This is a genomic window from Thermosynechococcus sp. GLH187, from assembly GCF_031583395.1.
Taxonomy (GTDB): Bacteria; Cyanobacteriota; Cyanobacteriia; order Thermosynechococcales; family Thermosynechococcaceae; genus Thermosynechococcus.
Genome location: NZ_CP134175.1, coordinates 2,462,699 through 2,484,716, shown reverse-complemented (window position 1 = coordinate 2,484,716; position 22,018 = coordinate 2,462,699). Strand labels below are relative to the sequence as shown.

The following is a 22,018-nucleotide window of genomic DNA, read 5'->3' as shown; positions in this document are numbered from 1 at the left end:
TTCAGTTGTTGCCACTCTATCTCTGATAGGTCTAAGGTAAGCATTGGCTCTTCTTCTGCAATGATGAGAGATGGGTTTTCCCCCTCGGTATGACGAATCATGACAATTGCAACTCGCCTAGAATACGACTCCCTCGGCGCCATTGAGGTACCAGCGGACTGCTACTGGGGTGCCCAGACGGCGCGCTCCCTAAAGTATTTTCCCATCAGTCACGAGCGCATGCCCCTCGAGGTTATTCATGCCATGGCACGGCTGAAAAAGGCAGCCGCGATCGCCAACCGCGATTTCGGGGTTTTAGCTGCCGATAAAGCGGCATGGATTATGCAAGCGGCCGATGAGGTCATTGAAGGGCGCTGGGATGATCAGTTTCCCCTCTCCATCTGGCAGACGGGCAGTGGTACCCAAACCAATATGAATGTAAATGAGGTGATTGCTAACCGTGCCATTGAACTGGCGGGGGGGGTGAAGGGGAGCAAAACGCCAATTCATCCCAATGACCATGTGAACTGTAGCCAGTCTTCTAATGACACCTTTCCGGCGGCGATGCATATTGCCACAGTGATTGAGCTGCAGGAGCGACTGCTGCCGATGGTGCGGCACTTACTGGCCGTATTGCAGGAAAAGGTCACCGCTTTTGCCGACATTATTAAAATTGGCCGCACCCACTTGATGGATGCCGTGCCTCTCACCCTTGGCCAAGAATTCTCGGGTTACGCCAGTCAAATTGCAGCCTGTCAAGCCCATATTGAGTACGCACTCCAGCATCTGTATCCCCTCGCCATTGGCGGTACGGCCGTGGGGACGGGTTTGAATGCCCCCGCCGGTTTTGGCGATCGCGTGGCGGCAGAATTAGCCCAAATGACGGGGTATCCCTTCTGCAAAGCCGAGAACCCCTTTGCTGCCTTGGCCGCCCATGATCCCTTGGTGATGCTCAGTGGTGCCCTGAAAACCTTGGCCGCAGCAATGATGAAAATGGCCAACGACATTCGCTGGCTGGCTTCAGGCCCCCGTTGTGGTCTAGGAGAACTGATCTTACCTGCTAATGAGCCGGGGTCGTCGATTATGCCGGGTAAGGTCAACCCCACCCAATGTGAAGCCCTAACGATGGTCTGTGTGCAAGTGATGGGCAACGACGCCGCAGTGGGCATCGCGGGCAGTCAAGGAAATTTTGAACTCAATGTTTATAAGCCCCTGATCATTCACAATGTGCTGCGTTCCATTGAACTGCTGAGTGATGCCGGTCAAGCCTTTACTGAGTTTTGTCTAATCGGCCTTGAACCCAATCGGGAGCAAATTCAGCGCCATTTGCAGCGATCGCTCATGTTGGTGACGGCTTTGAACCCCCACATCGGCTATGACAAGGCAGCAGCCGTCGCGAAAAAGGCCTACAGCGAAGGTAAAACCCTGAAGGAAGCGGCGGTGGAATTGGGGTATCTTACGGCTGAGGAATTTGATCAGTGGGTGCGGCCAGAGTTGATGCTGGGTGAAAAGGACACTAATTGACCCCGCAGGGAGTGCTGCCAAAAGGGCGTATTGCGAGCGCGCGATCGCAGGCTTTGGTGCGTCACTGTCCAAGTCACCGTCGGATCAAAGAGCACAAAATTGCGACTGTGCAGTTCGAGACGGGGTGGCTCAATGCTCAAAATCCGCGCCGGTGCCGTACTGAGGGCATGCCACAGGTCAAGGGCACTCAAGTATTCCTTGGCAACCAGTTCCTGCCAGAGGGCGGGTAGGGCTAATTCGAGACCAATGGCACCGGGGAGTGCCTCGGCAAAGGAAACCATTTTTTCTTCATAGAGCAAGGGGGTGTGGTCAATGGCGATCGCCTCAATAACCCCCGTTTTGAGTCCTTCGATCAGGGCTTGGCGATCGCTGGCCGTTCCTAGGGGCGGGTCAAGGCGCAGATGCGGATCGTAACTGGCTAAATCCTCAACCGTAAAGAGCAAATGTAACCACGACACACTGGCACTGACCTGTTCAGGTTTGTCCTTAGCAAGAATCTCGACACTGCGAGCGGTTGACAGGCGCATGAGATGAATTGGGGTTGAGACGGTGCGTGCCAATTCCAAAATCGCCAATAGGGGAATGGTTTCACAGCAGACCAGTTGCTCCACCAATCCGAGACGAGTGGCTACCCCACTTTGCCGCGCCACCCCATTGGCGGCCAAGGCCGGATCAAAAGGCCAAAGGGCAACGGGTTTGCCTAGGGGCTGGACATAGGTGAGTGCCCGCTGCACCAAAGGCCAATGGGTCAACCCCCGATCATCACAAAAGCCAACTACCCCACTGGCGGCCAGTTCCGCTAAATCCGTTAGCGCCATTCCCCTACATCCTTGGGTGAGTGCGCCCCAAGCCCGGACCTGTGACCAAGCGGTGGTTGGTATCTGCCGTTGTAATCCTTGCCAAAGGGCAGGATCATCAATCACGGGGTTTGTGGTTGGTAAGAGGGTTAAATGCTGCACCCCACCGGCAGCAGCAGCGGCCAAGAGTGTCTCAAGGGTTTCTCGCGCCTCATAACCCGGCTGACCACTGTGGCTATAGAGATCTACCAAGGGGGGAGCCAACACCCATTCTGAGGCATCAATGATTTCGGCGTCAGCAGGTACCTCTTGGGGGGCGATCGCCACCAATTGATCCGCTGCCAGCAGCACATCGGCGCGATAATCTTGGCGGTTGACCGGATCCAGCAGCCGCACCTGTTGCAACAGTCGCCACACCATCGCCTACAAGGCTCCCGCCGCCGTCCGATCCAGCACGCCCCCCAAATGGGTGGTGATATTCACTGCCTGCAATCGCGGCAGACCGCCCTTGAGGGGATAGTCAATTACCGTGACGCTGCCATTGCCCTGCTTAAAGAGCCAGAAGTTTTCAATGCCTAGGCCAACAATGTGGCAGAGCAAGACCTTATTAGTGGCATCATGAGCCACAACCAAAACATTGTGGGGGGTGGGAGCATTGGTTTTCCAGCGCTTCAGCCACTCTTCCCATGCCTTAACCACGCGATCGCGCACCTGTTCGAGGTTTTCCCCATTGGGCATTTGCACCAGAGCCGGGGTGGTACGCCAGCGTTCCAGTTCCCCCGGATAGGCCGCCGCCACCTCCGGTTCAAACTTGCCCTCCCAATCCCCGTGGCTAATCTCCGCAAGGGCTGGTTCTAGCTCTAGCTCGACATCAGGGTGGTACTGCAAAATCGCCAAGGCCGTATCCTTGGGCCGCCGTAGGGGACTACTCAAGGCATGGTGAAAGGGCACCTCCTTGAGGAACTCGGCCACCGCCGCCGCTTGGGCACGGCCATTTTCATTCAGGGGCACATCAATTTGCCCTTGGAAGCGTCCCTCGCGATTCCAGTCCGTTTCACCATGGCGTACCAGAAAGATGCGCAGCGTTTGCTCCTTGAAACGGGGTTGCGGAAAAGGATCATTGAGATGGCTCGTGAGATTGAGGGCTTCTAGTTGTGCGGGTTGCCGCAAGCCATTGCTGAAATTGAGGACACTAATGCCGCCATTGGCCTGCTGGAGCCGTAAATAGCCCTTGACCCCCAAGCCGAGACCCGTGCAAATCAGGGCACGATTCATACCGCTGTGGCCGACAATGACAATCGTTTCATTTTCGTGAGCCGTCAGCAGCGCTTCCAAAACCATGCCCGCGCGATCGTAGAGATCCAATAGCGGAAAAAACTCCTGGGTTTGGCCACTCTCCGTGGTGATTTTCATCATCAAGGTTTCTGGGGCTTCCTGCCAGCGGCGATAGTCCTCGGGAAACCGTGCCTTCACTTCGGCAAAGGGCAGATCTTCCCAAGCGGGCAGCGCAATCTCTTTGAGTAAATCAAGGGAATGGGGTGGCTTGAGTTGCGGGTCTTGGAGCTGAGCATGGATGCCCTCTGCGGTTTCCTTTGCCCGTTTCAGGGGACTGGTGTAAATCTTGCGGATGGGAATGCCCCGCAGGGCCAGACCCACTTGGGCTGCCATCCAGTGACCGCGCTCCGTCAGTGAAGAGGCATCACTGTGACCTTGCACCCGCTCTTGGACATTAAACGTGCTTTCACCGTGGCGGACAATGATGACTCGGGTACTCAGAGGTTTCTCCTTAACAATTCACAGACAACAAACTTGGCCATCCCACCTTGCCATACAGACTTTAGCAGAAACTGTGGCTTCAGGAGCGATAGATTCGAGAATTGGCGGGCATCATCTCTTGAGCATCACATAAAAATCAAAAAACCGACCGCAGGGGCGATCGGCAAGTATTGAAGACCTATTCGCTCATGAATCAGAGACTACTTCTTAGTGATCCGAGGAGGCTCACGGAAGAAGATAGCAAAGAAGAACAGCGCGATAATGCAGGCAAAGATGAAAACGTAGGTGATGGTTTCCATAGTAGTCCCCTAGGAATGACTAGACAGCTTCTTTGCGACGAGTGGTGACATCGCCCACCTTTTGGTAGAAGCCCCATTCCACTTGCTCCGGCGACAGGTCTGGATCAATCCCAGAGAAGACATCGCGGAACAGCGTGCGGGCACCATGCCAAATGTGACCAAAGAAGAAGAGCAAGGCAAACACCGCATGGCCGAAGGTAAACCAGCCACGGGGACTGGTGCGGAAAATCCCGTCGGAGTTGAGGGTTTCCTTATCGAATTCAAAGATCTCACCGAAGATAGCTTTACGGGCATAGCTCTTGACGGTGGGTGGATCGGTGAAGGTTTGGCCGTTCAATTCACCACCGTAGAAGCTGACGGTCACGCCTTGTTGCTCAAAGCTATACTTCGACTCGGCACGCCGGAAGGGAATGTCGGCTTTGACAACGCCATTCTTATCGGTGAGGATGACGGGGAAGCTTTCAAAGAAGGCAGGCATGCGACGGACAAAGAGTTCTTCACCCTCTTTGTTGCGGAAGACGGCATGGCCTTTCCAAGCTTGGGCAATGCCATCCCCTTTGTTCATCGGGCCAGTACGGAAGAGACCACCTTTGGCGGGGTTGTTGCCAATGTAATCGTAGAAGGCCAGTTTCTCTGGAATGGCTGACCAAGCCTCTTCAAGGGTGGCGCCACTGGCGAGGGAGGCCTGCACACGGCGGTTAATTTCCTGTTGGAAGTAGCCACTGTCCCACTGATAGCGCGTCGGCCCAAAGAGTTCAATGGGCGTGGTGGCACTGCCATACCACATCGTGCCGGCAACAACAAAGGCAGCAAAGAAGACGGCAGCAATACTGCTGGAGAGTACCGTTTCAATATTCCCCATGCGCAGAGCTTTGTACAGCCGTTGGGGTGGACGTACCAGCAGGTGGAATAAACCAGCAATAATACCGACAATGCCTGCGGCGATATGGTGAGCAACCACACCACCGGGGTTGTAGGGATTAAAGCCATCGGGTCCCCATTCGGGTGCCACAGGCTGGACACTGCCCGTCAAGCCATAGGGGTCAGAGACCCACATCCCAGGACCAAAGAGACCGGTCAGGTGAAAAGCACCAAAGCTAAAGCAGAGTAAACCGGCAAGGAACAGGTGAATGCCAAACATTTTCGGCAAGTCGAGGGCAGGCTCACCGGTGCGAGGATCGCGGAAGAGTTCCAAATCCCAATAGACCCAGTGCCAGCAGGCCGCCAAGAACAACAGACCTGACAGGACGATGTGAGCGAGGGCAACCCCCTCAAAGCTCCAAAAACCAGGGTCAATCCCTGTTTCGCCAGTAATACTCCAACCGCTCCAAGACCCCGTGACCCCCAACCGTGCCATGAAGGGCAAGACAAACATTCCCTGCCGCCACATTGGGTTGAGAACGGGATCACTGGGATCAAAAATAGCTAGCTCATAAAGAGCCATCGACCCTGCCCAACCGGCGACCAATGCCGTGTGCATCAGGTGGGCGGCAATCAACCGTCCTGGATCGTTGATCAGGACAGTGTGGACTCGGTACCAGGGTAGTCCCATTGACTACGCTCCTCCTATACAAAAATTTAGCGTTTGCATGAACAAATTTTATTAAGCAGCCGGATCACGGTAACAACCGCTTCCCTACTAAGAGTTTAACGGCCAATTTACCCGTAACTTCAGCTACGGTTGGGCAGTTTTTCTGCCAAAATGAGAATGTATTAAGAATGGTAACTAGCGTCGGTTCCTATGGCAAGCAAAGCTGAATTTGTGGGCACAAATATTAAGTTTGTTAACGAAAACAAAGAAGTGATTGCTGCCGACGGCGCGAATCTGCGCTTAAAAGCAATGGAAGCGGGGGTTGACCTCTATACCCTCAAGGGCAAGCTCTTTAATTGTGGGGGCTATGGCCAGTGTGGCACCTGTATTGTTGAGATCGTCGAGGGTATGGAAAACCTCTCCCCCCGCACACCAGTGGAAGAACGCAAGCTCCGCCGTAAGCCAGAGAATTATCGCTTGGCTTGCCAAACCCTTGTCTATGGGCCGGTGGGTGTGAAGACGAAGCCCAAAAGCTAGGTGAGGCTTGCTGATGGGGTCAATTAGACTAGTCAACCGTTTGCAGAGCCTGCACAACACTGGTGGCCTGCTCTAGCCACCTGAGTAACTGAGAATCGTCGAGGCTGTTGGTCACACTGAAGAGATCTTGCAGGAGTTCGGGCGATCGCCCGGTGGTGCGTTGCCAAGCTTGTAGGAGTTCAGCATCCTTGGGCAGATCGGCAGCAGTGGTTGCAAGGCCTAATTGGTTTGCCAGATCATAGCGGAGACGATCCTGAAGCTGTTTTAGAACAAACGTCCGCTGCTGTGCCCGTTGCAAAACGCCCGCTAGTGCTTCAATGTAGGCGGCACTATTACTGGAGACGGGTTCTTTCTCCAATAAGGGTGGGCCAAAACGTTGACTTTGCTGCCATAGCAAAAAGAGAACCAAGAGGGCAAGTTGCAACCCCACCGCCAACCAAGGGGTACGACTGAAGTAGTCGAAGAGGGTTTGAGGCACTGTCTCCCTGACCACATCCTCTGGGGAGCGTTGGCGATAGCCGTGGAGCCATTCATCAAAGTAAATCGTTGCCCCCGGCGTAACCACGTTCTGCAAAATCTCGGCCACAACGGCAAAGTTCGCAAGGGGGGGGTCACCGCCATAGACATTGGCCACCAGCCAAGGATAGACCCCAAGGATTCGTTGTCCATGGTTCTGGGGACTAGTGGCTTGCCTGAGATAGACAATTGAACCATGATCATCCTTGAGCAGGGGGCGATCGCCCCGCTGACGGGGGACGCGGCGGCGCGTTTCAATCAACACCTTGCCCTGAGGAGTGGAGAGGCGCTGTACAAAGGGGGCTGCGGTGGGTTCCCCATGCCAGTAAAAGCGCACCAGCGTATTGCCCTGAGCCAGCCACTCCAAAAGAGGCGGTGACCAGCCAATGGGACGACTACTTATTTGAATGAAAACGTGCCCCTCACCCTTGAGGTTGGCATAGTCCCGCTGCCAACGCGCCACTTGGAACCCCTGCTGCTCCAGATAGGCATAAAATTTCTGCGTGCCCCAAGGGGAGGGATCAAAGGAGGAGCCAGCGCGGCTACTGGGCGCCACCGCCAAAATCAGGAGACCAACCACCAACAGCACAAGGACAGCGAAGCCGAGGAAAAACCACTGGCGACGGTTGATCGCGATCATTGCTGGCGCTCCCGCAGGAAGGGTTCCACCTCAAAATAGGCGGCTTGACAGGTGGCTAGGGTTTGGGCATCCACCGCTTCGGCGCCATAGTAACTGCGACTGTGAACCTGAAAGAGGTGCTGAATACTCCGCCGCACGGCTGGCGATCGCTCCCCCAGTTGAAAGAGTCGCTCCAATTCCCGTAGATAGTCGCCATTGGTGCAGTGGGGCTGTAGCCGTAGCCAGCCCGCTTCCTGCAACCGATAGAGCAAGGCCATGTAGAGGGCACGGCAGGCCCCTCGGTAGTCTCTCGCCAATTGTAGGCTTTGGGCGAGTTCTAACCATTCCCGTACGGGTCTGGGGCGCTCCTCAAGGGTAGAAGCCAGTGTTGCTGAGGAGGATCGCGATCGCCGCTGCCACCATCGCCACAGGCTGCGCCCTAGGAAATAGAGGGCGAGTCCAAGGCCAACGAGCAAGACCCCTTGAAAGAACCAGCGTAGCCATGCCTCTAAGGAGGGGGAGTCCTGCCAAAATGGCTCCGTTTGCTGGCGAAAGAGTTGGAGAAAGCTGTACTCAAGGGCTTCACCCAATTGTCGCCACTGGCGATCGCCCTGCCAGCGCAGATCATCGAAAAAGGTCACCGTCGCCAGACCAGACTACGCCTCCGATTGTCGCACAAAGAGCACGGGGCACTCGGCATAGACCCGCACATAGTCAGAAAGGGAGGTGCCCAAAAGGCGATCCAAGTCGGGTAAACTGCGAGCGATGGACGGACGCCGATCCGGGGAACCCAGAACGAGGAGATCGGCATTGGTGTCAGCAGCAATGCGGCAGATTTCTTCACCGGGCTTGCCAGTGGTTAGCACACACTGGTACTCGACACCCCGCTGTTTGGCCACCGTTGCGGCTTCCGAGAGAATCGGATCTCTTTCAGCAGCCGTGCTAGGGGTATCAGCATGACCCTTGAGGTCGGGATTGACGTGGGCAAGAATCAATTTACCGCCCTTGACCCCCTCCATCAGGCGTACGGCTAAGTCCAAGGAGGCCTTGGCTGCGGCAGAATTATTGAGCGCTACCATGATGCGGTTGATTTTCTTCACAAAGAGGTCATCGCGCACCAGCAACATCGGTCGGGAAGAGAGTTGAAACACATACTGGCTGACGGAGTTTTCGAGAATGGATTGCAGGCGCTTGAGTCCCCGCGATCCCATGATGATTAAGTCGGCATTGATTTCATCGGCCACGTGCAACACGGTATCTTTGGGATCCCCCTCCCGCAGCATGGTATTGACACTAATGACGGGGTCAAGATGCAGTCGGGCAACGGCTTCCGCTAGGAGTTTGGCACCCGCTTGACGTTGTTCGGCCATCTCCTCGGCAGTAATTTTCGGTGGAATCACGTGCAAAACAGTGACGGCAGCCCGTTGAATCGCTGGCAACTCCATCAGCGACTTGAGCATTTGTTCGGATTGTCCAGTTCCTGAGTCTGCCAATAGAATATTTTCAATCATAAATCTTAAACTCCCAACATCTGGTGAGCATCAAGGCACGGATGGCCACTACAGCCCTTTTCCCAAGGATGGCACACGCTGAAAACAGTCAAAACTGCTGGAGGATAGGATGCTCTCCTCATTCGTACACGCCACATCTCAAGAAAAGGGCTGTATGACGATCTTAGGTCTGGGTTAGGGGCTTCTTGGTGGAACGCTACAAATCTTAGGCATTGGCTAGGGGTGCGATCGCTGGGGGTGCTTTTGATACACTAGGCAAGAGGCCGTTCAAGGAAGCCCTATGCCGCGATCGCAACGGAACGACAATTTTATTGACAAAACCTTTACGGTCATGGCTGACCTCATTCTCAAGGTCTTGCCCACCAGTTCGCAGTCAAAAACCGCCTTTGCCTATTATCGCGATGGCATGTCTGCCCAAGCGGACGGGGAATATGCTGAGGCACTGGAGAACTACCAAGCAGCCCTAGAACTAGAGGAAGACCCCAACGATCGCAGCTACATTCTCTACAACATTGGCCTGATCCACGCCAGTAACGGCGATCATGAAAAAGCCCTAGAGTATTATCACCAAGCCCTTGAACTCAATCCCCGCATGCCCCAAGCCCTCAATAATATTGCGGTGATCTACCACTACTTGGGCACACAGGCAGAGGAGCAACAGCGCTCCGAGGAGGCTGAACAACTCTTCGATCGCGCCGCAGACTACTGGAAACGGGCGATTCAACTGGCGCCCAATAACTATATCGAGGCGCAAAACTGGCTGAAGACCACGGGTCGCTCCAGCATGGATGTTTATTTCTAAGGGATTACCCATGGCAACAAAAGTTATTACCACAGAGGATGTGCGCAAGGTGGCTCACTTGGCTCGCCTCGCCCTTGAGGAAAGCGAAATTGAAGCCCTCACCCAGCAATTGGATCGCATTCTCGACTATGTGAATCAACTCAGGGAACTGGATGTCACGGATATTCCACCGACGACCCGTGCGATTGAAGTCAGTAATGTAACCCGTCCCGACGTGTTGGAGCCTTGGCCAAATCGGGAGGACTTGCTGGCGATCGCCCCGGATCGCGAGGATGACTTTTTCCGTGTGCCCAAAATTATGTAAGGCATCAGGCTGTGCGACGGCGTCAATCCCACCATTTACAACTGGACTTATTTCCCTTCCTGTCGATCTTGGCCTGCACCATTGGCACGCTGATCCTGTTAGTGGTGGTCATCAGTGCCAGCAGCCTTGGGCGAGAACGTACCAATGTGCAAATTTTGGCACGGGAAAATGCCCAAAATGACGGGCGTACCCCCCGCTATCTAGAGTGCCGTCGCGAGGGGGTGATCATTCATCCGCGAAAGGTGCTTGTGCGGGCAGCAGATCTGGCCAAACCGACCTCGCCACTGGCCATTTTGTTGGCCAATCTCCGCCGTCAGCGCGATCGCGAGTACATTATTATTGCCGTGCGCCCCGATGGCTTTGACTGCTTTGAGGAGGTGCGCTACCAAGCAGAACGGGCGGGGGTGGCTCTCGGCTACGAACCCTTCAATGCGGAATGGGAGTTGTGTGTGCCGGCACCGGGGCGCAGCAATTGTCCCTAGGACTTAAATTTCCCAACCTGACCGCCGGCGTTTGGACTGGGTGATCTCGGTGGGAAAGGCGCTCAAGTGCACCACCCGCTCCTTGGCCACAAGGGCACTACCAATGACTTCGGGATGGGTAAGCCGCACATCCGTGCCTTCGGCCAAGGCCTCAAAGGTTTCAGTTGTTGCGGCAGCCACTGTGTTCAAAAAAGCCTTGGCATCGGCAGTGGTGACTTCTGAACCGTGAGAAAGAGAGGGTTTCAGGGCTTCAAGGCCGTAGCTGCGGCTGAATTTGGGGAGCAGTTTGCCAAAGGTAGCAGGGAAGTCAAAGAGTTCCAAGCCCAAAATTTGACCGTGCACGACGAAAAGCGCACCAATCTGCTGGGCGATCGCCCGAAATGCTTGGACGTACTCATCGAGGGAGTGGGCTTCTTTTTCATAAACATCAGCGAGGGCATCGGTGGCGGACTTGCAAGCAAAGAAAAGCAGATGGTCATCGACATCCGCCCAGATTTCCCCCTGATCAGCAAGGCGGCTTCCCCTGCGTTTCAACGACTCTGTAACATAGCGGAGTTTCTTGGCGCGCCCTGTGGCATGGTAGGCGCGATCAGCAGCGGCAAACTCACGGCAGCGGTAGTGCCAGCGACCCCGTTCAACACAGGAAACGGGAATTTTCAGATCAGTGTGGGCGGGCACCAGTACTGTGAGGTTAAGAATACGGTTTTGCTTGGCACCGACGAGTTCTTCCCCATCCACAAGCAGTACCGAGCGATCGCTCCAGTTATGGCACAGGAGTTCAGGCACATGCCCCCCTTCAGACACCTCGGTAATCTTCAGCAGGTTTTGGTTCATTGCTTCCGTTAGCGTCCAATAGTCGGGTTCTGCCACAATCGGGCGCAGCAGGGGAAACAGCATCATGCCACCAAAGGTTTGGGGGGTGCCAATTTCAACGGTTTGTAGGAGTTCTTGGAGAAGATTCATGGGATCACCTCGCAAGGGTATACATCTGGTTATCCATTGCTGTTGTTAGGGATATGCATCCACCCAGAAAATTTGCGATCGCCCCGCCAGACCATCCTAATTAACAGGTGCCTTTGTCCTTAGAAATCGCTTATGCTCAGGGTGAATTCTTGAGAGGTTCCAATGCTCCCAGTCGCGATCGCCTCCCTACTCTTTGGTTTTGCCACCAATATGGATAACTTTAGCGTGGCCGTTAGCTATGGTCTGCGCCGCTATCGTATGAGTTGGCTGGGGAATGCTCTGATTGCGGCTCTTTCGGGTAGCAGTACCTTTTTGGCCATGGGGTTGGGTGGGTGGGTGCAGCAGTATGTGCCGTTGATTTGGACACAGCGGCTTGGCAGTGGCTTACTAATAGTCATGGGGGCATCGGCACTGGGAGGAGTCTGGCTCAACTTGAATCATCCCTCTAAAACCACAAAGCCGAACTTATTACCAATTCTTGACTATGCCTATGACTTCACGCTCTACCAGTCGCTGCTGTTGGGTTTAGCATTGACCCTGACGAACTTTGCTACAGGGGTAGCTGCGGGTTTGGCACAGTTACCGATCGCTAGTGCTGTGATAGCGAGTACAGTAACCAGTTGGGTCTGCATTGGCAGTGGCTTTTGGTTGGGGCAGCAACTCCGCGAACAAACCCCCTTGCGCTTTGGCCCTTATTTAGAGGGCTTGGCGAGTCTTTTTCTCATAGCGGTGGGTGTCCTCAAGTGGCTTGAGTCTCCCTAGGGCGATCGCCAGAGCACATCGGCCATCCGACACACCTGCACCATGGCCGCCACATCATGGACACGCACCATCTCGACCCCTTGGGCAATGGCATGACAGCAGACCGCTGCAGTACCCCAAACCCGGTCTTTAGGATTGGGCAGGTTCAGCACGTCACCAATAAAGCGTTTGCGCGATGGCCCCAGCAGGAGAGGATAGCCAAGGCTGTGAAATTGTCGCAGTTCTCGTAAAAGGGTGAGATTCTGGGGCGTGGTTTTGGCAAAGCCAATACCGGGATCAATCATCAGATGCTCGGGGGGAATGCCGCTGGCAACTGCCCGCTGCGTTTGTTCCTGAAAATAGCGAAGCAAATCACCAATCAAATCCCCGTAGTCTGTTAATTGCTGCATGGTGGCTGGCGTTCCCCGCCGATGCATGAGGATATAGGGCACCCCCAATGCCGCTACCGTGGCAAACATTTCCGGATCCGCCTGCCCGCCGGAGACATCGTTGACAATATTCGCCCCTGCCTCAACCGCTGCGCGCGCCACCACCGCATGGGTGGTATCAATGGAAATGGGAATCTGCGACTGCTGACGGATGCCCTCAATCACGGGCAACACCCGCGCTAACTCAGCACTAATGGGCACTTCACTGGCGCCCGGACGGGTGGACTCACCGCCGATATCAATGACATCAACCCCTGCCGCCACCATCTCAAAGGCATGGGCAACGGCACTGGCGGGATTAAAAAAGTCACCGCCATCGCTAAAACTGTCAGGGGTGATATTTAAGATCCCCATGATGTAGGTGCGCTCCCCCCAAACAAAAGCGCGATCGCCCACGTACCAGCCCTTCATGCACTAGCCTCTCCTTGCCGTTTAGCGTGCAGCTTTAAGAGAATCTCTTGGTGTACCGCTTGCGTAATCGGATAGAGGTAGGCCAAAACAATGCCAATAATGAGAAAAAAAGTCGGTAGCGGTCCAATGGCAATGCGGATTGCCAACAGTGCCGAGGGGGGCTGAACGGGGCGCGGTTCACCGGCAACGCTGGAGAGGTAGCCTGCCCACTGCAAGGCCTGACCGACGAGAAATAGCCCCAAGGCAAGACCAATTTTTTGCAGTAGCACCATAAAGGCATAGAAGATCCCCTCCCGCCGCTGGCCACTGTTGAGTTCATCGAGATCAATCACATCGGGAATCATTGACCAAGGGACAAGGTAGGCCGTTGAAACCCCAAACCCCGCCAGAATCGCGCAGATATAGACCAGCGTTGTTTGTCCCGGCTGCAATAAAAACAAGCCAGCTTGGGCAATCATCCACAGTGCCATGCCCATGTAATAGACCGCCTTCTTGCCAATACGCCGACTCACGGCACTCCAAACAAAAAGCATGATCATCGCCGTCGATTGCACCGCCAGCGCCACTTGCGTATATTCAGCGGGGGACATTTGCAACCAATCGCCAATAAAAAAGGGAATCAGTGAGGCAGTAATTTGCACCGCCAGCCAAGAACAGAGGTAAATGCCCATCACGAATAGGAAGGGCCGATTGCTAAAGACCAACCGCAGTTGCGTCTTCAAGGGTAAAGGGCTTTGGCCACTGCTGGGGGTATGCTGTTCAAACTCCCGTACCCGTCCCCGTGTCCCCCAGACACACCAATAGATGGGCAGCACAGATAATACAGCGGCAATGCCCCCCAGGACAATGTACTGAGTTTTGGGTTCCTGAATGACTTGGAAGAGAATTTGCGCCAACAGCAGCGAGCCAATACTGCCGCCAATGGAAAAGGCAAAGCGAAAACTATTCAGACTAGTACGTTCGTTGTAGTCTTCTGTCAGTTCTGGTGTTAGGGCGCTGTAGGGTAGGTTGACTGCGGTGTAAAACGTGTTAAAGAGGAGACCCATGAGAACGTAGTAGCCAAAGAGCAACCCTTGATCCGTCGTTGGTACCCACCAGTTCAAGAAAAAGCAAATGCCAAAGGGAAGGGCTGCTAGGATCATCCAGATGTGGCGGCGTCCCCACTTGCCCACAGGGGTGCGATCGCTGAGGTAGCCGATGATCGGATCATTGATGGCATCCCAGATTTTGCCAATCATCAACACACTGCCTGCCAAGCCCGCATTGAGGCCAGCCACATTGGTCAAGAACACCATCAGGAAAAACACCTGTAAATTGGCCGTGATGGCGGTTCCGAGATCACCGGCGCCAAAGGCAAGTTTTGTCCATAGGGAAAGGGGCGAACGGGCACTGGTGGCAGCGGAATTTGGGCTGGATGGGTCTAGTGGCATGATGCGTTGTCCATTACGATTGTTTTTTTTAACGATTAGCTAGCCACTGCAACTGCCCATTGACTTGCCCATTCTAAAATGCGCTGCACTTCTTCAGGCGTTTTCCCTTGGCAGTAGAGGCGCAGCAGGGGTTCGGTGCCGCTAAAGCGAATCAGTAACCAACCGCCATCAGCTAGATGAAACTTGTAGCCGTCAATGCTCTCCCAGTGGCTCACGGGGCTATCCAAAATCTGGGTGAAGGGATGCGCTGCTAGGATTGCTTCTAGTTGTTGTCGCTGCGCTAAGGACGCGAGGGTGAGATCAACGCGATCGTAGGCACTGTAAAAGTTCGTGGTTGCCTGCAACTGTTGATAGTATTCCCCTACGCTCAAGCCAGATGTCACTAGGGCTTGTAGTAGGTACAGTGCTGAGAGTAAGGCATCTCGCTCAGGAAGATGATGGCCATAGCCGATTCCCCCCGATTCTTCACCACCTAAGAGGACAGCTTCCCCTGCCAGCATGCGATCGCCAATGTACTTAAAGCCAATGGGCGTTTCAATCACCGCTAAACCATGGTGGGCGGCCACTCGCGCCACCAGATCAGAACTGCTAATGGATTTGATCACAGCCCCTCGGTAGCTACTGTGTTGTGCCAGATGATCAATCAAGATGGGAATAATTTCTTGGGCAGTGTACAGCACCCCCTCGCCATCAATGACTGCTAGGCGATCGGCATCACCATCAAAGACGAAACACACTGTTGGGGTGGCACTGTGTTGTTGCCGCAGGTACTCTTGGGTTGCGGTTAAATAACGGCCAATGGGTTCAGGAGCACCTCCCCCAAAGAGGGGATCGCGATCGCGCCGAAACTCTGGTATCGCTAAATCCAACAAGCGCTCTAGCCCTCCTGCGGCCACCCCATGCATAACATCGGCACAGATCCGCAGCTTACCGCTGGCGATCGCCTCACGAATGGGTCTTGGATCAACATGAGTGCGCAAGGCCGCACAATAGCTGGGCCACGGATCAAAGGCTTGATAGTCTGTTTTGGCCTCACCCACGGGTGGCGGCTCTCCCTGAGCTAACTGCGCTTCAATGGCTTGGGTGACGGTCGTGGGTACGGAGCCACCAAAGGCGCCCTTCACCTTGAGTCCTGCATAGATGGCGGGATTGTGACTTGCCGTCATTACCAAGCCGCCAATGGCTCCCTCGGCTTTGACAGCCCAACTAAAGGCGGGGGTTGGCGCCGCACAATTTGAAAGCCACACCTCATAGCCTTGGCTCGCCAGTAATTGGGCAACGGCTGCGGCAAACTGTTCCGCTAAAAACCGGCGATCGTAGCCCACAATGATCCGAGGCGTTGTGCCCTTGCCATAGGTTTGATGGAGCACTGCCGCTGCTGCCTTGGCTGCCCGCAGCAAACGGTTAAAAGTAAACTCAGCGCCAATGATGCCGCGCCAGCCATCGGTACCAAAGCGAATCGGGGCATCCTCAGGAATCAAAACCTGATCGAGGCGAAGGACAGAAGCAACCATAGAACCCAAGACCCAAGAACCCCTCTGAACATATCATGCTGCGAGACAGCTCTTTTCTGAAGCGGAAAGGAGGATGATATAATTATTGCGAATTGTTAATTAGGCGATGGGCACTGCTGCTAGGTGCCTTTTGGCGATGACTGATCTCTAGTAGCCTAAACCTGCATCACCTTTAGAGAGGTATTGAGCACTATGGCATTTGTACAAGAACCCCTTCCCTTTGATCCGGGTGCCCTTGAACCCTATGGGATGTCTGCGAAAACCTTTGAATTTCACTATGGCAAGCACCATAAAGCCTACGTGGACAACCTCAATAAACTGACTCAAGATACGGAACTCGCTGACAAATCCCTTGAAGATGTCATTCGCATGACCTATGGCGATGCTGCCAAGGTGGGCATCTTCAACAATGCGGCTCAAGTGTGGAATCACACCTTCTTCTGGAATAGCCTCAAGCCCGGTGGCGGTGGCGCTCCTACGGGTGATGTGGCCGCCCGGATCAACAGTGCCTTTGGTAGCTACGATGAGTTCAAGTCCCAGTTCAAAAATGCAGCGGCGACCCAATTTGGTAGCGGCTGGGCATGGTTGGTGCTCGAAGCGGGTACGCTGAAAGTGACCAAAACCCCCAATGCCGAAAACCCCTTGGTTCACGGTCAAGTGCCCCTCCTGACGATTGATGTTTGGGAGCACGCCTACTATCTCGACTACCAAAACCGCCGTCCAGACTTCATTGATAACTTCCTCAACCAACTGGTGAACTGGGACTTTGTTGCTAAAAATCTAGCGGCTGCCTAAGTTTCCCAATTTTTTGTTCCGCTCTTACTGAACTACTTCACTGATTTCACTGATCCCCGTTCTGATCGAGCGGGGCTTTTTTTGCTGAGCCATGATTCGGCCACAACTATGGTTAAGTTAAAATTAAGATAAAAGTAACCTTGGTTAATAAACGTTAATTTAATAGTGGTATTCCTTTAGGCGTTGAGCAGGGAGGGGGTCTTATGGAAACCCTAGGGCATATCGCGTACGCCGCTTTTGAAAAGTACTACCGCAAAATTAGCAAACACGAGCCGGGGGTGATTCGCGATCGCGATGTTGAGGCAATTCACCAGATGCGGGTAGGTTTGCGCCGCCTGCGAACGGCTCTGGAAGTGTTTTGTAATACCGTACGTTTGCCCAAGGGAGTCTCCATTCAACGGGTGCGGGCGATCGCCGGCAGTCTCAGTCCCGTACGGGATTTGGATGTGATGATGCTGGCGCTCAAGGAGCAGTATTACCCTCACCTACCTCGCCCTGAGCAACAACAACTGGCAAAACTGATCAAAAAACTCGAAAAGCAACGGACAGAACTGCTACAAAAAGCCCTTCAATTGCTGCGCAGCGATCGCTATCGCAAATTGCAACAGGGGCTAGAAGAATGGCTAGCTGCCCCTCAATATCGTGAGATTGCTAACTTACCCACAGAACTGATTGCCCCAGATATTTTGTTGCCCTTGGTGTGTCAACTGCTACTGCATCCGGGGTGGCAAGTGGCCATTGAATGGCAGGGCGATCGCCCCCTTTTCCTTGCGGTGAGTAACCCGCCCCAGTGGCTGCAAACAGCGGGTGAAGATCTCCACGATCTACGCAAGCAAACCAAGCGGGTACGCTACCAAATGGAACTCTTTAGCAGTGTCTATGGAGACACCTTCACTGAACAGGTAGATGCCTTTGCTCAGTTGCAAGAACTCCTAGGCACACTTCACGATGGCGTTGTCCTCCATGACTTTTTCCGTACCCAACTTGGACTCAATCTTCGCCAAGCCTCTCCTTGCCTCGCAGAAATGATTGCCCTTGAGCAAACACGCCAGTGGCAAACTTGGCGCTCCGTCCAGCAGGAATACCTCAGCCCCGAAAAACGCCATCAAGTGCGCTCTCTACTCCTCATGCCACCAATGACAATAAGCGCCAATGGCAACTCCCTCGGTCATCCGATGATCTCCTCTGCCAACTGACAGAGGTCGGGCGGCAATGGTAACAATTGATGTTCAATTGTCCTAGGGCGATCGCCCTTGCCGATCCGTATGCGACGATAAAAATAAAACCCTTGCCGGTCCAGGAGAACAACAAGCAAATGAGCGTTGTAGAGCAACCAACCCTAAGTGTAGGCCTGCGGGTACGCGTTAAGACCCCTACCATCGTCTATCACCATCCCGATCACCGTAACGAACCCTTTGACATTCAGGGCATGGAAGGGGAGATTTTCGCCATTCTCAGCGACTGGCAGGGCCGTCCCATTAGTCCCAACTACCCGATTCAGGTGCGGTTTAGTCCCAAGTTCATTGCTCATTTGCACCCCGACGAGCTGGAAGTGATTTAGGTACGCTCTATATGCCTCCCCGTTGGCCCCGTAAGCCCGATCGCCGTGATCCGAGCTATCGCCGTTTGGACGATCGCATGAATTTTGCGGTTCATGTTGCCCTTTTTGCTGCTTTTAACTCTGGTGGCTGGTTTTGGCATCAGGTGCAACCCACGGCAGTACCCTTTATGCCAACGGTAACGCTGGTGTGGTTAACGTTATTGGCAGGCCATGCCCTCTACGTGTTCGCGATCGCCCGTTATTGAGAAATTATCTCCTTGAACGCAGTGGTGCTGAGATAAGAGCACTTTTTCGTGAGTCTCCATGAGCGATCGCACCATCACCTATAGTCCAGCTTTTACTCTTGTACCGACGTACGAGTGTTTTAATCGCTGTACCTACTGCAACTTCCGTCAGGATATTGGCACGAGTGGTTGGTTGAGTTTAGAGGCGGCGGCTCAACAGTTGGCAGGGCTTGACCCCCAACAGGTGCGAGAAATTTTGATTCTCAGTGGCGAAGTTGCCCCCAACAGTCCCCAGCGTTCCCAATGGTTAGAGCGTCTCTATGATCTAGCCGCCTTAGCCTTGGATCAGGGATTTCTGCCCCATACCAATGCGGGTCCCCTCAATCGAGCAGAAATGGCCGCTCTCAAGGCGGTGAATGTCTCGATGGGACTGATGCTAGAGCAATTAACACCGAAGTTGTTGCAAAGCGTCCATCGCCATGCCCCTAGCAAGGATCCGCAACTGCGTTTACACCAACTGGAACAGGGCGGGGAACTGGGTATTCCCTTCACTACGGGCTTGCTCTTGGGCATTGGTGAAGAGCCGCAGGATTGGGCAGAAACGCTCACGGCCATTGCTGAGTGTCATCGGCGGTGGGGACATATTCAGGAGGTGATTTTGCAGCCCCACAGTCCCGGCCAGCAACAGGAAGCAGCGTTGCCCCCCTTTGATCTGAGGCAATTACCGAACGTGGTACACTGGGCGCGATCGCTCTTGCCTGAAGACATCACGATTCAAATTCCTGCGAATCTCGTCACAGATCCAGAGGTCTTTCGGGCGTGCCTAAACGCGGGCGCTCGCGATTTGGGGGGCATCGTTCCCTTGGATCATGTCAATCCCGACTATCCCCATACCGATGTGACAGCCCTAAGGGAACAATTACAGGCGTGGGGATGGGAATTAGTGCCACGACTCCCCGTCTATCCCCAGTTTGTGGATGGGTTGCCGCCGCCATTGAGGGGGAAAGTCAAGGGGATGCCTGTTTGAGCTGGAGTCCCAGTTGATAGATGTCGCGCCGCGAAAGCCCTGTGAGATCTGCCAGTTGACGGCTGGCTTGGGTAAGGGAAAGGCCTTGGCTAAGAAGTGTCGCTAATTCGTCCGCGAGATGATGGGGATTCACGGCCACAGAGTGTTCAGGGGCACCGCCTAAAACCAGTGTGTATTCGCCACGGGGGGGATGCTCCTGTAGATAAGTGCAGGCAGTGCCGAGGGTTCCCCGCCAAAATTCTTCGTGGCGCTTCGTGAGTTCGCGGGCGAGGACGAGGGGGCGATCGCTCCCCAAGATTTGACGTAACTCTGTTACCGTTTGCAGCAAGCGATGGGGGGCTTCGTAGAGAAGAATTGTGCGCGTTTCCTGTTTCAGTGCTGCTAATCGCTGCTGGCGATCGCGCCCCTTAGTCGGCAAAAACCCTTCAAAACAAAAGCGATTCATCGGTAATCCTGCGGCCATTAAGGCTGTTAAGGCAGCATTCGCGCCGGGAATCGGTGTGACCGGAATGGCTGCGGCAATACAGGCCGTGATCAGTTCATAACCGGGATCCGACACCCCCGGTAACCCTGCATCGCTAACCAAGGCAATCTGTTGACCCGCCTCTAGGCGCTGAAGCAGTTGGGGCACGCGCTGTTGGGTATTGTGCTCATGGAGACTGATTTGGGGTGTGGTAATGCCAAAATGCTGTAACAGGCGGCCGGTGTGGCGTGTATCCTCCGCAGCAATGAGATCCACTGCCTTGAGAATGCGCAGGGCACGAGCGCTTATATCCTCAAGATTGCCAATGGGGGTACCCACCACCCACAGTTGCCCGCTGCCCATTAGGAAATTTTCTCGCCACTGAGAATAAAGATCGGTTCCACTGCTGCAAAAATTTGGTGGCCGCCCCGCGTTTCTAGGCGATTGATGACCGATTGCACCACCTCTAGGCTGCGGGCTTGGACTGTCGCGAACCCTTCAGAGAGGGCATAGAGATTTTCTAAACTGCTGGCGATCGCCACCAAGCGACCACCGGGCGCAAGATACTCCCACGCTTGCAGCAAAACTTCCTTAATCGGGCGCCCCCCCTCGAGACAAATGCGCTGCGGGGTGCGACGTAACTGGGGAAAGCAATCTGGAGCCGAACCAGCAACAATTTGCACATTTTTGACGCCAAAGCGATCGCAATTGCGTTGGATCAGATCAACGACTTCCTCATCCCGTTCAATGGCAATCACCTGTCCCCGCTTCGCCAAGCGTGCTGCCTCAACAGCGATCGTACCCGTGCCCGCGCCCACATCCCAAAGACAAGAGTCCGGCTCAAGCCGCAAATAGGAAAGCATCAATAATCGCGTTTCCCGTTGGGTGAGGGGAATACCTGGTAAGCGCTCAAAGAGATCATCGGGGATACCCGGGGTCACAAATGGCCAGGGATCCACCGTCATAGAAACTGCCTAAAACCTTTAAGCGTTGCTGCTTTGGGCGAGGAGCCGTTCCTTAAGCTGTGCTAAGGCATCTGCCCAGCGGGGATCCGGTTGAGCCGCCTCGGTATCCATGGAGCTATATTCAGCCGGCGCCGAATTGGCTGGGGTACGCCGCCCATTGTTTTTATTATTTTTGCGATTATTGCGGTTGCTGGGAGTGGGTTTTTCGGCCACTGTTTCTTCTTTTTCCTTATTTTCCTTAGCTTCAGATTTGGGCTTCTCGTTGGCTTTCTCAATCTTGAGGGGATTGTCCTTAAAGGTGTAGCCGTTGAGTTTCTCAATCACCTGATCCGCCACTTCCTCGGATTCAACGGTGACAAAGCCGAAACCGCGGCACTTACCAGTCTTGCGATCGGTAATTAGTTTGGTGGTGCCCACTTCGCCCACTTCTTGGTTAAATAGGGCTTCTAGCTCTTCGCGGCTCAGTTCACGCGGCAGATTGCCCACATATAAACGCACGGACATAAAGAAACCTCCCTTCGGCAGCTTAAAAACAACACGATTCAAAAATGGACAGTCGGGCGTGAGAAACCGCTCGCAACTGAGGTCTACGTCCCCCAAGGGTACGCAAAGCCCCTGCCTTGATTAGTGGTGTAAAATAACTGGATGGGTTCACAGCGATTGTTGCTAATTGAGAACCTGCATGGACGTAATGGAGCAAAAGCAATGAGAGCGCCTAGCTCCTTAATTGTTCCTACTTAGGGTATCACAGTTCCTCCACCTAGGGCTAGGATTTTGCGGAAAAATTTTGCTGTGGCA

The 22,018-nt window shown here is 54.2% G+C and carries 25 protein-coding genes; 11 read left to right on the top strand and 14 right to left on the bottom strand.

Going from position 1 to position 22,018, the window contains the following annotated elements; all coding sequences use genetic code 11:
• Positions 1-99: 99 nt before the first annotated feature.
• Positions 100-1,503 carry a class II fumarate hydratase gene (gene fumC / locus RHI63_RS12170; RefSeq protein WP_310821642.1) on the top strand — a complete coding sequence of 468 codons (1,404 nt, stop codon included), beginning with the start codon at positions 100-102 and terminating at the stop codon, positions 1,501-1,503.
• Here the strand turns inward: fumC and RHI63_RS12165 are convergent.
• The 4 genes from RHI63_RS12165 to psbB all read right to left on the bottom strand — a co-directional run bounded on the left by RHI63_RS12165 (position 1,455) and on the right by psbB (position 5,927).
• Positions 1,455-2,720, bottom strand: a complete 1,266-nt coding sequence (locus RHI63_RS12165) for a dihydroorotase (protein WP_310821641.1) — start codon at positions 2,718-2,720, stop codon at positions 1,455-1,457. The genes fumC and RHI63_RS12165 overlap by 49 nt on opposite strands.
• A gap of 3 nt (positions 2,721-2,723) precedes the next feature.
• Positions 2,724-4,016: a histidine phosphatase family protein gene (locus tag RHI63_RS12160; protein ID WP_302677404.1), complete on the bottom strand. Its 1,293-nt coding sequence runs from the start codon at positions 4,014-4,016 to the stop codon at positions 2,724-2,726.
• 260 nt (positions 4,017-4,276) lie between these two features.
• Positions 4,277-4,375 (bottom strand): photosystem II reaction center protein T, encoded by a 99-nt coding sequence (locus RHI63_RS12155; protein WP_011057371.1) that lies wholly within the window; start codon positions 4,373-4,375, stop codon positions 4,277-4,279.
• 19 nt (positions 4,376-4,394) lie between these two features.
• The gene (gene psbB, locus RHI63_RS12150; RefSeq protein WP_206200382.1) at positions 4,395-5,927 is read right to left on the bottom strand and encodes a photosystem II chlorophyll-binding protein CP47; all 1,533 of its coding nucleotides are present in this window, start codon (positions 5,925-5,927) and stop codon (positions 4,395-4,397) included.
• A 189-nt stretch (positions 5,928-6,116) separates the two neighbouring features.
• Between psbB and RHI63_RS12145 the strand changes: the two genes are divergently transcribed.
• Positions 6,117-6,443 carry a 2Fe-2S iron-sulfur cluster-binding protein gene (locus RHI63_RS12145; RefSeq protein ID WP_302677405.1) on the top strand — a complete coding sequence of 109 codons (327 nt, stop codon included), beginning with the start codon at positions 6,117-6,119 and terminating at the stop codon, positions 6,441-6,443.
• Between the two features lie 28 nt (positions 6,444-6,471).
• Here the strand turns inward: RHI63_RS12145 and RHI63_RS12140 are convergent, their stop codons facing one another.
• The 3 genes from RHI63_RS12140 to RHI63_RS12130 are packed head-to-tail and all read right to left on the bottom strand — an operon-like array spanning position 6,472 to position 9,089.
• Positions 6,472-7,599, bottom strand: a complete 1,128-nt coding sequence (locus RHI63_RS12140; RefSeq protein ID WP_310821640.1) for a DUF4350 domain-containing protein — start codon at positions 7,597-7,599, stop codon at positions 6,472-6,474.
• On the bottom strand, positions 7,596-8,219 hold the full coding sequence (locus RHI63_RS12135; protein WP_206200379.1) for a DUF4129 domain-containing protein: 624 nt from the start codon (positions 8,217-8,219) through the stop codon (positions 7,596-7,598). The genes RHI63_RS12140 and RHI63_RS12135 overlap by 4 nt, the downstream gene beginning before the upstream one ends.
• A gap of 15 nt (positions 8,220-8,234) precedes the next feature.
• Positions 8,235-9,089, bottom strand: coding sequence for a universal stress protein (locus RHI63_RS12130; protein WP_310821639.1), 855 nt, complete (start codon positions 9,087-9,089; stop codon positions 8,235-8,237).
• 280 nt (positions 9,090-9,369) lie between these two features.
• Between RHI63_RS12130 and RHI63_RS12125 the strand changes: the two genes are divergently transcribed.
• From RHI63_RS12125 to RHI63_RS12115, 3 genes are read left to right on the top strand one after another with little or no spacing between them, the layout of a single operon-like run.
• The gene (locus tag RHI63_RS12125; RefSeq protein ID WP_149819824.1) at positions 9,370-9,891 is read left to right on the top strand and encodes a photosystem I assembly protein Ycf3; all 522 of its coding nucleotides are present in this window, start codon (positions 9,370-9,372) and stop codon (positions 9,889-9,891) included.
• 10 nt (positions 9,892-9,901) lie between these two features.
• Positions 9,902-10,195, top strand: a complete 294-nt coding sequence (gatC, locus tag RHI63_RS12120; protein WP_206200377.1) for an Asp-tRNA(Asn)/Glu-tRNA(Gln) amidotransferase subunit GatC — start codon at positions 9,902-9,904, stop codon at positions 10,193-10,195.
• 11 nt (positions 10,196-10,206) lie between these two features.
• Positions 10,207-10,677, top strand: coding sequence for a hypothetical protein (locus RHI63_RS12115; RefSeq protein WP_206200376.1), 471 nt, complete (start codon positions 10,207-10,209; stop codon positions 10,675-10,677).
• A gap of 3 nt (positions 10,678-10,680) precedes the next feature.
• On the opposite strand, the gene RHI63_RS12110 is transcribed toward RHI63_RS12115, so the two are convergent.
• On the bottom strand, positions 10,681-11,640 hold the full coding sequence (locus tag RHI63_RS12110) for an ARPP-1 family domain-containing protein (RefSeq protein WP_310821638.1): 960 nt from the start codon (positions 11,638-11,640) through the stop codon (positions 10,681-10,683).
• A gap of 162 nt (positions 11,641-11,802) precedes the next feature.
• Here RHI63_RS12110 and RHI63_RS12105 point away from each other — a divergent pair, with 162 nt between their 5' ends.
• Positions 11,803-12,402 carry a hypothetical protein gene (locus RHI63_RS12105; RefSeq protein ID WP_206200374.1) on the top strand — a complete coding sequence of 200 codons (600 nt, stop codon included), beginning with the start codon at positions 11,803-11,805 and terminating at the stop codon, positions 12,400-12,402.
• On the opposite strand, the gene folP is transcribed toward RHI63_RS12105, so the two are convergent.
• The 3 genes from folP to RHI63_RS12090 are packed head-to-tail and all read right to left on the bottom strand — an operon-like array spanning position 12,399 to position 16,185.
• A complete protein-coding gene (gene folP, locus RHI63_RS12100; RefSeq protein ID WP_206200373.1) occupies positions 12,399-13,241 on the bottom strand; it encodes a dihydropteroate synthase in 843 nt (280 codons plus the stop codon). The two genes, RHI63_RS12105 and folP, sit on opposite strands and share 4 nt — an antisense overlap.
• Positions 13,238-14,671 (bottom strand): MFS transporter, encoded by a 1,434-nt coding sequence (locus RHI63_RS12095; RefSeq protein ID WP_310821637.1) that lies wholly within the window; start codon positions 14,669-14,671, stop codon positions 13,238-13,240. The genes folP and RHI63_RS12095 overlap by 4 nt, the downstream gene beginning before the upstream one ends.
• 35 nt (positions 14,672-14,706) lie before the next feature.
• Positions 14,707-16,185 (bottom strand): phosphoglucomutase/phosphomannomutase family protein, encoded by a 1,479-nt coding sequence (locus tag RHI63_RS12090; RefSeq protein WP_310821636.1) that lies wholly within the window; start codon positions 16,183-16,185, stop codon positions 14,707-14,709.
• A 192-nt stretch (positions 16,186-16,377) separates the two neighbouring features.
• Between RHI63_RS12090 and RHI63_RS12085 the strand changes: the two genes are divergently transcribed.
• The 5 genes from RHI63_RS12085 to cofG all read left to right on the top strand — a co-directional run bounded on the left by RHI63_RS12085 (position 16,378) and on the right by cofG (position 19,792).
• A complete protein-coding gene (locus RHI63_RS12085; protein WP_149819807.1) occupies positions 16,378-16,980 on the top strand; it encodes a superoxide dismutase in 603 nt (200 codons plus the stop codon).
• A 203-nt stretch (positions 16,981-17,183) separates the two neighbouring features.
• Positions 17,184-18,176, top strand: coding sequence for a CHAD domain-containing protein (locus RHI63_RS12080; protein ID WP_206200371.1), 993 nt, complete (start codon positions 17,184-17,186; stop codon positions 18,174-18,176).
• 119 nt (positions 18,177-18,295) lie between these two features.
• Entirely contained in the window at positions 18,296-18,541 is a 246-nt protein-coding gene (locus RHI63_RS12075) for a ferredoxin-thioredoxin reductase variable chain (protein WP_206200370.1), read from the top strand.
• Positions 18,542-18,552: 11 nt separating this feature from the next.
• Entirely contained in the window at positions 18,553-18,786 is a 234-nt protein-coding gene (locus RHI63_RS12070; RefSeq protein ID WP_149819801.1) for a hypothetical protein, read from the top strand.
• Between the two features lie 58 nt (positions 18,787-18,844).
• Positions 18,845-19,792 carry a 7,8-didemethyl-8-hydroxy-5-deazariboflavin synthase subunit CofG gene (cofG, locus tag RHI63_RS12065; RefSeq protein WP_206200369.1) on the top strand — a complete coding sequence of 316 codons (948 nt, stop codon included), beginning with the start codon at positions 18,845-18,847 and terminating at the stop codon, positions 19,790-19,792.
• Here cofG and rsmI read toward each other — a convergent pair.
• From rsmI to RHI63_RS12050, 3 genes are read right to left on the bottom strand one after another with little or no spacing between them, the layout of a single operon-like run.
• Positions 19,773-20,618, bottom strand: a complete 846-nt coding sequence (gene rsmI / locus RHI63_RS12060; protein WP_206200368.1) for a 16S rRNA (cytidine(1402)-2'-O)-methyltransferase — start codon at positions 20,616-20,618, stop codon at positions 19,773-19,775. The genes cofG and rsmI overlap by 20 nt on opposite strands.
• Positions 20,618-21,220, bottom strand: coding sequence for a precorrin-6Y C5,15-methyltransferase subunit CbiT (cbiT, locus tag RHI63_RS12055; RefSeq protein ID WP_206200367.1), 603 nt, complete (start codon positions 21,218-21,220; stop codon positions 20,618-20,620). Before cbiT ends, rsmI begins: the two co-directional genes overlap by 1 nt.
• 18 nt (positions 21,221-21,238) lie before the next feature.
• Positions 21,239-21,724, bottom strand: a complete 486-nt coding sequence (locus RHI63_RS12050) for an RNA-binding protein (protein ID WP_206200366.1) — start codon at positions 21,722-21,724, stop codon at positions 21,239-21,241.
• Between the last annotated feature and the right edge of the window lie 294 nt (positions 21,725-22,018).